The sequence below is a fragment of the Cognatiluteimonas lumbrici genome (assembly GCF_006476065.1).
GTDB classification, from domain to species: Bacteria; Pseudomonadota; Gammaproteobacteria; order Xanthomonadales; family Xanthomonadaceae; genus Cognatiluteimonas; species Cognatiluteimonas lumbrici.
Map to the genome: position 1 here is coordinate 381067 of NZ_ML636798.1, position 14978 is coordinate 396044.

General features: G+C 63.2%; 7 protein-coding genes and 1 pseudogene. All 8 read left to right on the forward strand.

Annotated features, from left to right (window positions below; translation table 11 throughout):
* Position 1 precedes the first annotated feature (1 nt).
* Entirely contained in the window at positions 2-2794 is a 2793-nt protein-coding gene (locus tag E4F25_RS01905) for a hypothetical protein (protein WP_140908580.1), read from the forward strand.
* Positions 2779-3864 carry a hypothetical protein gene (locus E4F25_RS01910; RefSeq protein WP_181168173.1) on the forward strand — a complete coding sequence of 362 codons (1086 nt, stop codon included), beginning with the start codon at positions 2779-2781 and terminating at the stop codon, positions 3862-3864. Before E4F25_RS01905 ends, E4F25_RS01910 begins: the two co-directional genes overlap by 16 nt.
* A gap of 8 nt (positions 3865-3872) precedes the next feature.
* A complete protein-coding gene (locus E4F25_RS01915; protein WP_140908582.1) occupies positions 3873-9431 on the forward strand; it encodes a DEAD/DEAH box helicase in 5559 nt (1852 codons plus the stop codon).
* A gap of 268 nt (positions 9432-9699) precedes the next feature.
* Positions 9700-10623, forward strand: coding sequence for an amidohydrolase family protein (locus E4F25_RS01920; RefSeq protein ID WP_140908583.1), 924 nt, complete (start codon positions 9700-9702; stop codon positions 10621-10623).
* A 67-nt stretch (positions 10624-10690) separates the two neighbouring features.
* Positions 10691-11995: a PQQ-dependent sugar dehydrogenase gene (locus E4F25_RS01925; protein ID WP_220433170.1), complete on the forward strand. Its 1305-nt coding sequence runs from the start codon at positions 10691-10693 to the stop codon at positions 11993-11995.
* Positions 11996-12057: 62 nt separating this feature from the next.
* Positions 12058-12603 (forward strand): hypothetical protein, encoded by a 546-nt coding sequence (locus tag E4F25_RS01930; RefSeq protein ID WP_140908584.1) that lies wholly within the window; start codon positions 12058-12060, stop codon positions 12601-12603.
* A 44-nt stretch (positions 12604-12647) separates the two neighbouring features.
* Complete coding sequence (locus E4F25_RS01935; RefSeq protein ID WP_140908585.1) at positions 12648-13244, forward strand: hypothetical protein; 597 nt, start codon at positions 12648-12650, stop codon at positions 13242-13244.
* Between the two features lie 240 nt (positions 13245-13484).
* Positions 13485-14969, forward strand: a pseudogene (locus tag E4F25_RS01940) (lytic murein transglycosylase); the annotation flags it as partial.
* Positions 14970-14978 lie beyond the last annotated feature (9 nt).

Genomic DNA, 14978 nt, shown 5'->3' on the forward strand with positions numbered 1-14978 from the left:
GATGCAACTGCCTGATCTGCAACGGGAACTCGAAGCGCGGTTTGGGCGGCTTGCTGGGGAGCGCGCGGACAAGCGACGCATTTTCGCGTTAGAACATGGGCTGCAGATTGATGTGTTGGAGCTGGCTGGCGAGTTGTCGAAACAGCTTCAGTACGGAAAGCCCAACAACGCATACTGGCTCGCTTGGGTCGTGTTCGCTACCGAAGTCGGATACAACTATGACGGCGCCGAGTACTGGCAAACCTTCAAGGAGCGCTTGCCGGATTGGGGCGTTATCGATACCCCCAAGAACCGCACCCGGATCAGGGTTTGGTTTCGGCGCTTTGCCAATACATATAACGGGGTACGGCCATCTGGCACTTGGGCGCGTCAGTTCCGCATCATTGCTTGGCCCATTACCCATGCCATCCTGCCTCAGGATTTGCAGTACCAGTTCGCCAAATCGCTGCACTCCAACCGGTATCAGATCGCCGCATATAGCGACCCGCTTGCTATCGGCCGGCAAATTCACCACTGCACCGCGAATGCTTCGTCGCGGTTTCGTGAGTTCTGTCAGCAGGAGGAGTTGGTTGGGCGAATTGCCTTAGCCCTGCTCGGTGGGGAAACCGAAGATCTGCCACTGTCGGCCGAAGCGACCTTACGCATCGTTGGCGATCTCGGGTCGATGCAGGAAGCGCGGGAGTGGTTGGAAGAAGCTCGCTCGGATATCCGACGAATCCGCGGTGTGAGGAGGCAGCGTCAGGGCGAGCGGACGTCGCAGGGGCAGGTGTCGCACTCGCAAGCACGGTTCAACCTGCGCCCGTCGCTGTTGCTTAGTCAAGAAGGCGATGCGTGGCGAGTGGGCGTCCAGATGCCTTCCTTCGCGTCGTTGGCGGCCGCGTCCCCGGAAGTGAATAAGTACCTGCAGAAGACGAAGGTGCAATACGTAGGTGGTTCTGGCGATTGGCATCCCGCGCGTGTGCTGACCATACAGTCGAAGGTGCACGGCCTGCAGCAATGGCCCGTTGATGGCCAGGTCCTGAGATTCAAGGATGTATTCCCATCCTTTGAGGAATTGGTACGGCAGGAGGCGTCTCTCAGCCCAGGTCCGCTCTGGGTCTGTCGGATTGGCAACGACGGACTAGCCCGCGAAGTCCGTAGCCACCAAGTACGCCCGGGACAAAAATACATCGTACTAGGTAGGACGGGCTATGCGTTCCGAAAGAGCCCGGCCCTCCGGCCCATCGAGCTTCGATGCGGGGGGCTGACCGGCATTCAACTTGCATTGCCTGAGCACGTGCCCGACGACTTGAAGCATGATCTCAAGTCACTCGACCTCTCTTTCACGTCGACCGTTAGGATCTGGCCAGCTGGGGTTCCTGCGGTGTCCTGGGATGGTGAGGGCCAAAGCGAGTGGCTCTCGACTGACAAACCTTGCTTCGGTATTGCTGTTGACCACGACGTGGTCGCGCTAGACGTGATGCTCGACGGCGTCGCGGCCTTGAGGATTCCGCGGATAGGAGTGCGGGGTCCCTCATGGGTGCAATTGCCACCATTGCCACCGGGCGAGCACCGGATGTCGATCGAAGTGAAGTACGACGTGAGGCAAGCTCGATCGCTTGGCGCTTCGCAAGGCGAAGTAATCTTGAACGTCCGGAATCCCTTAGGGCTGGAGGAGACAACTCAACAGCGCGGCGGCCTGATGGTGATCGTTACTCCCGCAGACGCGACGCTGGAGAACCTCGAACGCGGCGACCTGCGACTCGAAGTGTTTGGTCCGGCGGGCCGAGAGGCTCAGTTGTTTCTGGAGGTCACTGGCTGCGAGACAGATCAAAGGGCGTTCGGCAAGGTGGTGCTTCCGGCGACGTTGAACGACTTATGGAACTTGCTGCCAGTCGAAACGAGAGAGGATCTCGGTGGCAGTTCTGCCTGTCGCCTCCTAGTAAGGGCGGACGAGATCGGTGTGTTCGCCCTGCCGCTGGAGCGCGAGAGCCGGCCCGTGCGATGGCAGCTGCGACGCTCGAAACATACCACCACGATCCGGCTGATCGACGAGGCGGGATTAGGTGTCAATGCGCAGTGCCAGATGGCATCACTGGATCAACCAACGGTCGCCCGCACATTAGAGTACGACGCCTGCATCGAGGGTATCGAAGTCCAGTCGCCGGGTGCCCTATTCGTTGTAGCCGGCCGGTGGCACCTCGATGCGGTCATCGTCAGTCAGCCGAGTCGAGACGGATTGCACGGTCTTTCCGAACTTGCTCCCGCCCCGCGGCTAGATGGCTTTGCGAGTTCGCCTGAGCGAATATCCGGCGACATCGCGTTGCAGACCTTGTGGATTCGCGCACGAGTCGTCGGCCCGCTTGGGGCAGCCAGGCAAGGTAGGGTGGTTCGCTCGATGCGCGACGCGCTTGCTCTTTTGGTGTGTGGCCCAGCATGGATGCAGGCCGAGCGTGCGTTCGAAAGTTCGACCAAAGACGAAGAGGCGATTGCTGCGCTGGGAGACGCGATTTCGATGCGCAAGGACTGGCAAAACTTTCCGGCCAAGTTGCGTATGTCACACCGAGAAGTAATCGATACGGCGCCTAGTCAAGTTGTGCCATGGCTGCTGGCAATCAGCACTGGCTTCCGCTTGTGCACTGATCCGCATATCGTCGAGCGTGCCTTGCGATATCTGACTGACCCGAGCGGGTTCGTTGCTTCGTCGCGGAATGTTGCCGCGGATATCCGGATACTTTCGAAGCACAGCGAACTCGCCCGCGGAGCTCGCTACTTGCAGATTCTGCTGGGGGAAAAGTCGTGGGATTGGAGCTAAAGTCACTGACCAGTGGCGAATTGCTCGGTGTCGTTGCCCGACAGCTGGGGCTGACCCACATCGATGGGGTGTCTGACGAGCTGTCATCGGCCCTCATTGCGGCCGTTCTGCGGCGCATCGCCGCCACTACGTGCCCTTGCCCGCGGGAGGTCTTCGTCGAAGGCGCCGTCGATGCGTTCACCGGTGTTGGCGAGACTGAGGCGACTAAGTTGCACGTACGCGAGGTGCTAGACAGTCTTGTAATCCTCGGAGATTTGCTCGAACTTGGCGGTTCGACCTCGCTGCCGGGCGTGGCAGCCGAAAATTGGCTCTATTGCGCCCCGCCTGCGTTCGTGGTTCGCGGGGAGACAGTGCTGTTGCTTGGCATCGAACCTGAAGATCAGGCGGCTCTGCCTGCGTCGCTTCGCGGCCAACTGGTTCGCCAGCGAGAGCTTCGTTACCTGCGGAGGAAGGGCGACGACGGGATAGCAAAGCAACTGCGTGCGGCCGGCTACCTGGAGATCTCGAAAGCCGCGTGGACGCGCCTTCCACAGAATCAGAGCGCCAACACATTCTTTGAAGGGGTCGTCCGTCGCTTACGAGAGTCGGGGGGCCAAGGCGCGCTGGAAGGTCTCCAAGTGTATGGGGCCGCCGATGAGGCAAGGCCTTATACGTCGCGGCTGACCACGCCGGCAGGGCGCTCTGGTTATTACGTCGGACGGCGCCCGCAGGCCTTTGGATCGCCGATCTGGGTTTTCGTCGAACTCGACCGAGGCCGACCAGTCCAGTTTCTGGACTTGCCTTGGCGAGGCGGAAGGTTCCGTGGGTGCGACCATGGGTGGCGCATCCAGAGCGCTCTCGATGTGCGAGCCGGAAAGCCCCAAACCTATCGCGTGGTGCCGCTGGAAGGTGATCTACATCGCTATGAATTTTTCTCACCTGTGCCGTTATGGGTCGAGCGTAAGCTCAGGATTGAGGGCGAGAAGGTGCGGGCCAACGGCGCGCTGTTCGCTTATGAACTTGACCGGCGCAGTGGTCACGGCATCGACGAATTAGTTCAGTCCTACATGTGGTTCACGCAGGCCGGTTAGGGGGAAAGATGTCCACGACGATCCAGCAGTCCGTTGCCGAACTCCATCAAGCGCTGACTGAGTACATCGAGGCGACCTACCACATCGGCGCGGCAGCGTTGGTCAAGGCACGCAAGCGTCTGTTGGACGAACCAGGCAACATCTATCAGGTTCCGTTTCTGGAGTCGACGCCGCGCTACGTCTCGGACCGCACATTCGCCCAGATTGAAGGTCTACCCGCGGCTGCGAGGCACTTGCTGACGACGCTCTCCGACGAGGCCTTGGGCAAGCGGTTGCTGCATAACCCGCCGTATTCCCACCAAGCCGAAGCGATCGAGGAAGCGATCGTGAATGGACGGAATCTCCTGATCATGACCGGAACAGGTTCAGGCAAGACTGAATCCTTTCTAATGCCGGTTCTATCGAAGTTGGCGATCGAAGCTAGTTCCAAGCCCGGTTCCTTCGGCAAGCCCGCGGTCCGGGCGCTGCTCCTCTATCCGATGAACGCCTTGGTCAATGACCAGCTCGGACGGCTCCGCTCAATGTTCAACGATGCGCGTGTCAGACGAGCGTTTCACGACTGGGGCGAGCGTATCCCGCGATTCGCACGCTACACCAGTCGCACACCTTATGCGGGCGTTCGCGAGAAAGGTAAGGACGACCGACGACTGAAATCGCTCGACGAGTTCTATGTCAGGATAGAGCGCGAGGCGGGCGGTAATGACGAGGCTGCCGACCGCGCCCGGGCACTAATGCACCGATTACAGGCCAAGGGCAAATGGCCAGCTAAGGCCAGCCTCTCTAGATGGCTCGGTGCCCCGGGTTCACGTTGGCAGGACGGCCACACTGGCGCGTTCATTCGAGCAGTCACGCTTCCAGATGATAGTGAGCTGATCACGCGCCACGAAGTCCAAGCTGCGCCGCCAGATCTGCTTGTCACGAACTACTCGATGCTCGAGTACATGCTGATGCGCCCGATCGAGCGCTCGATCTTCGACGCCACGAAATGTTGGCTCGAACAAAACCCGAGTGAAAAATTTTTGATTATTCTCGACGAAGCTCACCTTTACCGCGGCGCAGGAGGCGCGGAGGTCGGCTTGTTGATCCGCCGACTAACTGACCGCCTCGGAGTATCGTCGGACCGAATCCAGGCGATCTGCGCGACAGCCAGCTTCAGCGACCGCGACTACGCCAAAAAGTTCGGATCGCAGCTCAGCGGTTGCCCTGAGGAGACATTCAAGCCAGTCGAAGGCAAGCTGAAGAAGGGCGCGGAGGCGGCGACCGGAAGCCTAGCAGATGCCCAAGCGCTGGCGGCGGTCGATGTCGCGCGCCTGCATGAGGCCGACGACCCCCAGGAGCAAGCCGATCTCTTGGTCAGTTTCCTTGAGTACCGTGGCGTGACGCCTTCGGGGTGCATCGACAAAGACCTTTATACCGCGCTGGAGACGTTCGGTCCGCTGCAATTGGTTGTCAACGAGACAATGGGCAGCGCGAAGCGTTTGGCGGAACTGCCTATGGAGGCTTTCCTAGGCGTTGAGACGGATCTGGCGGCGAAGGCGTTCTCCAACCTGCTGTCTCTTGGCAGCCTGGCCCGGTCGGCAGACGGTAATGGCCTGCTACCCTGCCGTGTCCATGGCTTTTTTCGTGGCTTGCCGGGTCTATGGATCTGCATGGACCCCGATTGCTCGGAAGTTGTGCCAGAGGAGAAGAATCTCTATTGCGGCAAGATGTACAGCCAACCGATCAAGCAATGCGGCTGCGGCGCTATGTGCCTGGAGTTCTACACCTGCCGTCACTGCGGTGCGCCTTACGCACGCGCATATACCGACAACGTTGAGGCACCACAGTCGCTCTGGCCCGAGCCAGGCGCGAATATCGCACTGAACGACAGAGAGGTGGAGCAGCTGGAGGCGCTGGATTTGTTGCTGCAGGCGCCACCTAAAGAAGACACCGTTGTGCCGGCCGAATACGACGTGGAGACTGGAAGACTCAACGCATACGACAGCGGGAATCGTTCTCGCATCGTATACCGCCGTCTCCTGAACACTAAGTCCCTGGGTGAGGAAGATGAGGATGGCGGACCGGGTACGCGTGGGCAGTTCATTCCTTGCGCCATCTGTCGCGGCCGCGCGGGCGGTGGAAAGTCCTCAGTGCAGGATCACATGACCAAGGGCGACCAACCTTTCCAGGCACTTGTCGCGCGGCAGATTCAGATCCAACCGCCCGGCCCGAAGACCGATGACGACTTTGCGCCGCTACGCGGACGCAAGGTGCTGGCTTTCTCAGACTCGCGACAAGTCGCGGCGCGCCTTGCACCTAACCTCCAAACTTATTCCATGCGCGACGCGCTGCGGCCGCTTCTGGTTTGGGGCATGCAAAGGCTCCAGCAGTCTCCATCGTTAGCGAAGCGGATTAGCTTGCAGGACGCCTACTTCGCGACACTGCTGGCTGCGCGCTCTCTTTCAGTCCGGCTCCGTCCGGAACTTAAATCAGGCGAATCCTTCGACGCTTACTTCAAGATTGGCGCCCAAGTTGGCAGTGGCGGAATGATCGGCGAAGAGACGCTGATCGAGCTCTACGACGAGTTTCACGAGGCCGAAGCACCCGACGCTATGCTCGAGGAATTGCTGAGTGTCATCCAAGACCGCTACATTGGCTTGGAAGCGATTGCACTGGGTTCGCTGACGGTGCGGCCAGGCAAGAAAAGAAGCGACTTGCTCCAGAAGTTGCCCGACATAGTTGGATTCGCCACGACCGAAGAGTCCAAGCTATCACTGGTAAGTTACTGGCTGCGGTGCTGGCGCAAGAAGGGTAGGAAGGGCCACATTTGGTTCCAAGGCATGGATGCCGACATGTGGCAGACCGAAGTACGTGGGCAAAATGGAAGGTTCAAGGCCATCGAGAAGATTCTTCCGAACAAGGCGGCTCAGACAATCTTCAGTGAGCGTTGGTTGCCCGCACTCCTCGATGAGTTCACTGAGAAGCTCGGTTCGACGTACCGACTGCACGCGAAAAAGCTTTACCTCGAACTCGGCGGAACATGGGTGCGTTGCAAGAGTTGTGCGTCCGTACATCGCCAAGTTGGGAATCATGCGGGCTGCATCGACTGCGGTGAAGACCAGGTTGCCCAGATCGATCCATTCAGCGACCCGGTCTTCCGGGCCCGTAAGGGCTACTACCGCCGGGCAACTGAGGAAGTCCTGTCCGATGTCTCGAGGCGGCCGCTGGCGCTGATCGCGGCCGAGCATACGGCGCAACTGAACTCGTCCGACCAGGAAGAAGCTTTTTCGAAGGCCGAGCGCAACGAGTTGCTCTTTCAGGACATTAACATCGCCTGGGATGGGCAGAACGATGCGCAGGTCGCCATCGATATCTTGTCTAGCACGACGACGATGGAGGTGGGCATCGACATTGGTGCGCTGTCGGGCGTCGCCCTGCGCAACATGCCGCCTGGCCGCGCGAACTACCAGCAGCGTGCCGGACGGGCCGGTCGTCGCGGCAATGCGGTAGCGACCGTCGTCGCCTTCGGTAGCGTCGACAGTCACGACGAGCACTACTTTTCGCACCCTGGAGAGATGATCTCAGGCAAGGTGATTGACCCCATACTGACTCTCGACAATCTCGACATCGCACGGCGCCACATCCGCGCCTTCTTGCTGCAGTGCTATCACCAAGCTCGTTTGCCGGAATTCGATCCAGAGCAACCCCACGACCTATTTTCGGTGCTAGGGAGGGTTGGTGCATTTCGAGATGGATCAGGCGTACTCAATCGCGATGACATGGCCGCCTGGATAGCCGAGAACGAGGCTGCGCTAATGGGGCGTGTCGCGGAATGGCTTCCAGAGCAGCTGACGGCAGATGGTATCCGCGAATTGACTGTGGGTATGGCCAAGGATTGCATCGAGGAGATCGATAAGGCGATTGCGAGCCGTCGCAACCAGACGGTGGAGACGAAAGGCAACGGCAAGGGAAGTGAAGCGCCGGAGCAAGATCCGGATGTCGAGAAGGAAAAGCCGCTTCGCACAGACAATGACAAGCTCCTAGACCGTCTTCTCTACGAGGGGGTGCTACCGCGGTATGCATTTCCTACGGACGTGGCAACCTTCCACATCTTCGACCGGGAGCGATCAACCCAGTTCCGGCACCGCGACGAGTATGCGCCTTCGCAGGGTTTGCCCGTGGCGCTATCGCAGTATGCGCCCGGCAAACAAGTATGGGTTGGGGGCAAGTGCTACGTCTCGGGCGCTATCTACTCCCGGTCCTGGCAAGAACGTGTCGCTGCCTGGGAGAACCGCGAGCGCTACTACGAGTGTTCAATATGTCGCTTCGCCAAGACCGAACTCCGCGAACACGCATCGGACACGAGCAGCCAGTGTCCTGCGTGTGGAACGGTTGGGGCGTTTGAGTTCAAGGGTGAGTGGATGCGGCCGGTGGGGTTCGCACATCCTGTCGACTTCGAAGAGGAGACCTCACCGGATCGCGTCCCGGAAGTTAGCTACGCTACGCGGGCCAAATTAACCACAGAGACACCCGGAGAGGACGGGGAATGGGTCTCAGTCAGCCCACGATTCAAGGGGCTGCCGTTTCGGCGACATCTTCTCGTATCGAACGTTGGACCAAAAGGCGAAGGCTATCGTTATTGCACCAGCTGCGGACGCATTGAGGCAATGAACGAGCCCCGCCCGGTGCTCATTGGGCCCCATCGTCGTCCGTATCCTACTGATCCCGGACAGGAAACCTGCCGCGGTCGCAGCGTCGAAAACGTTGTGCTCGGTGCGAAATTCGTCACCGACATCGCGCTGTTCTCCCTTCAGGTCGATGCGCCTATGAACTTGGCGCCGGGGAGTTACTCCAGCAACATAGCGTTACGTACTGTCAGCGAGGCGCTGGCGCGGGCGGCGACGAACATGCTGGGCATAGAGCCGGGTGAGATTCTCGCCGAGTTTCGGCCCGCCATGTCCCCAAATATGAATTCGGCGCTGTGCGCAGAGATTTTCCTGTACGACACGCTCCCGGGTGGCGCCGGATTTTCCAGCGCCATTCCGGCCCGCGCCGAAGAATTACTGGGGAAGGCTCGCGACTTACTGGCCGGCTGCCCAGGAAAGTGCGATTCGTCTTGCTATCGCTGCCTGCGTGCCTTCGGCAACCGCATCGAGCATCGTTCACTTGATCGGCACGTTGGCATCGAGCTGATTGACTATCTGGTGACGGGAGTCGTGCCAAAAGCAGAAACTAGACGCCTCGAGAAATCTGCGAACTTACTGTTTAAGGACTTGTCTCGGCTCTTAGGAGGTTATCCTGGGGTCGATTGCCAGCGAAATGCCAAGATCATGGTCGCAGGCACCAAATATATGGCGCCGATTCTGTGCCGCCTCGAGTCTAAAGAGGCATTGGTCGTCGTTAGCTTGAGTAGCGCCCTGAAGGAGGGATACGCAGCCGAAGCGGATGTGCGCGCATTGCAGGAGCAATGCGGTCACGTGGAAGTTGTCGTTGTCAACGAATTGCTGATCCGGTCGAACCTGCCAGCGGCGACGAAACTTGTGTACGAGAGGCTGCTCCGTGACCAAGACTCTCTAGCCACGACCTAAGCGATGAAACTCGTTTAGGACGCTAGGTTTAGGGACCGCATGGCACCAGGGGGGGGCGACTGCAGCACGATGGTGGTTGCGCAGCCATAGGGTGGCTGGGGGCCATTGCGGCAGAGTCTGGGATGGCCGTGAGGTCTAGAGGATACGCAACACGGATTGAGAGCGGCACGACCAACCTGTTGCGGTGCACAAGGGTATGGCACTACGGTGAATTGCAGCGGTAAGTCCCTCCGCTTATCGTTCGCCAACGCCTCCGAGGCTACCTGCCATGCGCCTTCCCGCCGTGCTGTTCCTCGCCTCGCTGAGTCTGCTAGCGGCTTCGGCCCCAGCAGCCGCCCAGCCGTACTCCGGCCCGATCATCGACGTCCACATGCATGTCGGCCCAGCCGCGCCCGGAGCACCGAACCCCGCCACGGGCCAACCCACCACCGCCAACACCGACGCCGACCGCGAGCGCCTGACGCTGGAGCGGATGCGCCGGCACGGCATCGTCCTTGGGTTGGTCAGCGGCCCGGATGCGGCCATGGCCAGTATGCGCAAGGCCGGTGGCGGGGACAGGATCTGGGCCGGCGCCTTCCTCGACGACGGGCGTACTCCGTTGCCGCCCGCCGAGGTCTTGCGGGAGGCGTTCGCGAACGGCGACCTCAAGGTGATGGGCGAGATCGGGGCGCAGTACCACGGCCTCGACCCGAGCGACGAGTGGTTCGAGCCCTACCTGGCGCTGGCCGAGGAGTTCGACATCCCGGTCGGCATCCACACCGGCCTGGCGCCCCCGGGCACGCCGTACGGCTGCTGCCCCGATTTCAGCGTGTCGCTCGGCAATCCCCTGCGGCTCGAGCCCATGCTCAAGCGGCACCCGAAGCTGCGGGTGTGGATGGCGCACGCCGGCTGGCCGTACCTGGAGGAGACCAAGGCGATCCTCTACATGTACCCGCAGGTGCACGCCGACCTCTCGGTGATCAACTGGATCATTCCGCGGCAGGAATTCCACGACTACCTGCAGGCGCTGGTCACCGCCGGCCTCGGCGACCGCCTGATGTTCGGTTCCGACCAGATGGTCTGGCCCGAGTCGATCACGCTCGCGATCGAGGGCGTGGACAGCGCCGTGTTCCTGACCCCGGAGCAGAAGCGGGCGATCTTCCACGACAACGCTGCGCGGTTCCTGCGGCTGGAGACCGCCGAGGGTCGTTGACCCGCGGCAGTGCTGCGCTACCCTGCGTCGGGTGCGCGGCACCTTCTCCTTCCTTGCTGCCCGGGGCGTGGCGTCTTTCCGTTCGCTGGCGCTGATCGCGCTGTGCCTCGCGGTGCTGCCGAGCGCTGCGCGGGAGCGCTACGCCGTCCTGGATGGCGCCACCTGCGACGGTTACCCGCGTCTCACCATCGGCACCCTCCGCGGCATGTGCGCCGGGCTCGTCATCGGGCCGACGACGCAGGACCCCAAGCGCGTCCTGCATCTCCCGCGCTCGCTCCTGCAGCTCGACGCCGACACCTGGCTGGTGACCGACCTCGGCGCCTGGGAGGGCAGGCCGGGCAAGGTCTGGCGGCTGCGCGCGCCGCGTGGGCAGGCACCCTCGGTCGAGCGCCTGCTCGACGGCCTGCACCTGCCGCACGCGATCGCCCGCGGCCCGGACGGCCTGGTCTACATCGGCGAGATGAACCGGATCGTGCGCTTCGATCCCGGTGCCGCGTTCCCGGCCGATACGCTGGAAACCGTGGTCGACGGCCTGCCGGGCAACCGGTTGCACGCCAACCGGCATCCGCTGTCGCGCTTCGTGTTCCTGCCCGGCGGCGACTTGCTGGTCAACGTCGGAGCGCCCAGCGACCAGTGCGACGGTGAGGGCGCGCGCACGGAGGACGCACTGTGCGCGGAGAGCGAGGGCGCGGCGGACGCGGCCTCGCTGCGGCGCTATCCCTACCTCGGCGAGGGCCGCTGGTCACGGGAGTACACAGTGGAGGCCCGCGGCCTGCGCAACTCGCTGGCGCTGGCCGTGCACGCGTCGGGGACCGTGCTGCAGGCCGAGAACAGCTACGACTTCGACAGCCGCTGGCACCCGTACGAGGAGCTCAACGTGATCGCGCCCGGCCGCCACTTCGGCTGGCCGTACTGCACGGCCACAGGCGCGGCCACGCCGGCCTGGCCCGACCGCGCGACGTGGTGCGGGTCCGAAGCGCACGCCAAGCCGGACCTGCTGCTGCCGCCGCACACCGCGCCGCTGGACATGCTCTGGTACGAGGGCGCGATGTTCCCCGCGCTGCGCGGCCGGCTGCTGATGAGCTGGCACGGCTACCGCTCGGTCGGCGGCCGCATCGCCAGCTTCGCGGTTGACGCGCGTGGCGTCCCCATCCCGGACCGCAATCCGCGCTTCCCGGGCTACGGCCTTGGCTGGCGCAGCTATGGCGCGGGTCCGGCTGCGACGCCGGTCGTGCTGACGCCGGGCTGGGGCAAGCGCGCCGGCGAACAGCCGCAGGGCTCGCCGGTCGGCCTCACGGTCGCCGACGACGGCGCGATCTGGGTCGCCGACGACCGCGCCAGCGCGATCATCCGGTTTGCCGCGGAGAAGTAGTCCGCACGGTTTCCCGTAGCATGGATGGCGGGGACGGAGCCGGCAGAACAGGGAGGAATGCAATGGAGCGACGCGAGCCGGTGCTCGAGCCGAGCGACAAGAAGGCGGATCAGGATTGGGGGAATCTCAACTTTCGACGCCTTCGCCCTGCGTCATCGCGGGGGACATCCGAAGACAACGCCGAGTCCAGGTTCTGGATTGGCGTCGGCATCTTCCTGCTGGTTGCATTGCTCCATCCTTGGTACTCCTACTGGGTCAATACGCGCCTTCTGGCGCGGGATCTGCAAGCCGCGGGTGAAGAGTTCAGCCGGCAGCTTGAAGCCTCCAACGAGCAGATGCGTCAGGAGGCCGCCGCGACGGCTTCCAGACGAGAAGCGGCCTCGCGGCGACAGCGCATCGCCGGCGTCCGCGTCGTGGGTGCCGTGCCCAGCAGGACGGGGCCGGTCGCGATCGTGCGCCTGGGCCAGTCCAACGTGAGCGAGGCCAGGGCGACGATCTGCCGCCAGGCCGAAGACATGCTTGGCATGCCGCTTGCCGGGGAAGTGCTTCGTGTGCAGCAACACCGTGGAGGCCAGTCGACGGTGGACGGCGGCACAATTCGTTGCTGACCCTGGTCTTGCGTTCGGTCCCATCCTGTCGTCGAATTCGCTCCATGGAAATATCCCAGAAGCGCAGCACCGCCCGCACCCGATACGTATTCCATGACGACCGGGTCGAATACTCCTGGAAGGACAGTTCGGGCAGCCGGAGCTTTTCCGTGCCGTACGTGGACATCAGCCGCGACCGCCAGACCCTGACAGAACGCAATGTCTGGCTCCGCAACGTGGGTTATTTCTGGACCGCGCTCGGCCTGTTGCTGCTGGTGATATCGCTGAACGAAGAGGGCGGAATCAGGGGAGGGCTCTGGCTGGTCCTGGGCGTCGGATGCCTGGCCGCCTATTACGCTTACCCGACGAAGTACAAGATCCTTCCGAGCGACAAGGGGAACCTGCTGGTCCTGGACCACGGCGACGCCGGGGCCCGCATCGAGGCGGAGATCGAGCAGCGTCGCGCAGCCCAGTTCCGGCAGGAATACGACTTCTTTCCCGAGGGCGACAGCACGGCCCAGCTTCGTAACCGGTTCAACTGGTTGCACCGCGAGGGTGCGCTCGACGATGCACAGCTGCAGGAGCGCCTGGCGCGTGTGGCGGCGATGGAGCATCGTGAGGCAGAGCCTTTCCCCGAGCCCGTAACCCGCACGCTGAACTAGCGGATGCCGGAATCGCCCTGATTTCACGGCCGGAAAGCGATGCTGGTCGCCCATTGGAACTGGAGGCTACGGCGCATGCGGCGCTTCCTGGTTGCACTTCCCCCTGGTGCCTTGATGGCGCTCGTCATGGGCGCCTGCGCGCAGCTGCAGCCGCAGTTCGAAGGGAAGGTGGAAAGCGACGTGGACGTCGCCGCGGTCGCGGCTCCGCCCAGCGAAGACAAGCCGGAAGTCCCGCCGCGAATGCAGGCGGAGTTCGATGCCTGCCTCGCCGGCCTTCGCGACGATGCCGCGGCAGCGGGTATTTCCGCGGCGACGTTCACGGCCAACACCAGGGACCTCGTGCTCGACCCGGGCGTGCTGGCGCTGCTCAACCGCCAGCCGGAGTTCACCACGCCGATCTGGGACTACATGGCCGGGCTGGTGGATGAGGAGCGGGTGGCGGACGGGCGCGCGATGCTGGCCAGGCACGCCGACACGCTGGCGCGCGCGCAACAGCGCTACGGGGTGGATCCCGCCACGGTGGTCGCGGTCTGGGGTGTCGAAAGCGATTACGGCCGCACCTTCGGGACGCGTCCGTTGCTGGTGTCGCTGGCGACCCTGTCGTGTTTCGACCGGCGCCAGGCGTTCTTCCGCGGCGAGTTGTTCAGCGCGCTGCAGATCATCCAGTCCGGGGATATCGACGCCGATCGCTTGCGCGGCTCGTGGGCCGGCGCGTTCGGCCATACCCAGTTCATGCCCTCGACCTTCCAGCGCATCGCGGTGGATTTCGACGGCGACGGGCGCCGCGACCTGATCGGAAGCGTGCCGGATGCCCTGGGTTCGACCGCGCATTACCTGCAGCGCGCCGGCTGGCGCAGCGGCCAGCCCTGGGGGTACGAGGTCCGGGTGCCGAAGGGGTTCGATGCCCGCCTGGCCGGGCGTACCGATCGCCGCGCGCTGTCGGACTGGTTGCGTCGCGGCATCGAGCGCGTCGACGGCCGGCCCATCGACCTGCCCGGCGACACCCGCGCCGCGCTGCTGCTGCCGGCGGGCGTCGAGGGCCCGGCGTTCCTGGTGTTCAAGAACTTCGACGCCATCTACGCCTACAACGCGTCGGAAAGCTACGCGCTGGCAATCGCGCACCTGTCCGACCGCCTGCGCGGCGGCGGCGGGTTCGCGACCCCGTGGCCCACCGACGACCCCGGTCTGTCGCGCAAGGAGCGAAAGGAACTGCAGGCCCTGCTGCTGGCGCGCGGCCACGACATCGGCGAGGTCGACGGCATCATCGGCAGCCGTACGCGCGACGCGATCCGGCAGGAACAGCAGCGCCTGGGCCACGCGGTCGACGGTCGCGCCGGACAGCGGCTGCTGCGCGCCTTGCGCGCCCAGCCGCAGGCGCCGGCAGGCCCCGACGCCCTGGCCCAGGTCGGCCGCTGGAAGCTGCAGGGCGCCACGGATGCGGCAGGCCAGCCGATCGCGGCCGTCGCGCCCCACGGCAAACCGGTCCACGCAATCGTCTTGTCCGACGGTTCGCTCGGGATCGAGGGCGGCTGCAACCACATGGGCGGGCGCTACGACATCGACGCGCAGGGGCGGCTGGTGGTGCAGGAGATCCAGTCCACGCTCATGGCCTGCGCCGATCAGGCGCTGATGACGGCCGACAGTGCGGTCGCCGGCCTGCTGCAGGGCGCTTCGGCATGGCGTATCGCCGAGAGCTACCCCGAGCAGCTGTACCTCGAACACGCCGACGGACGG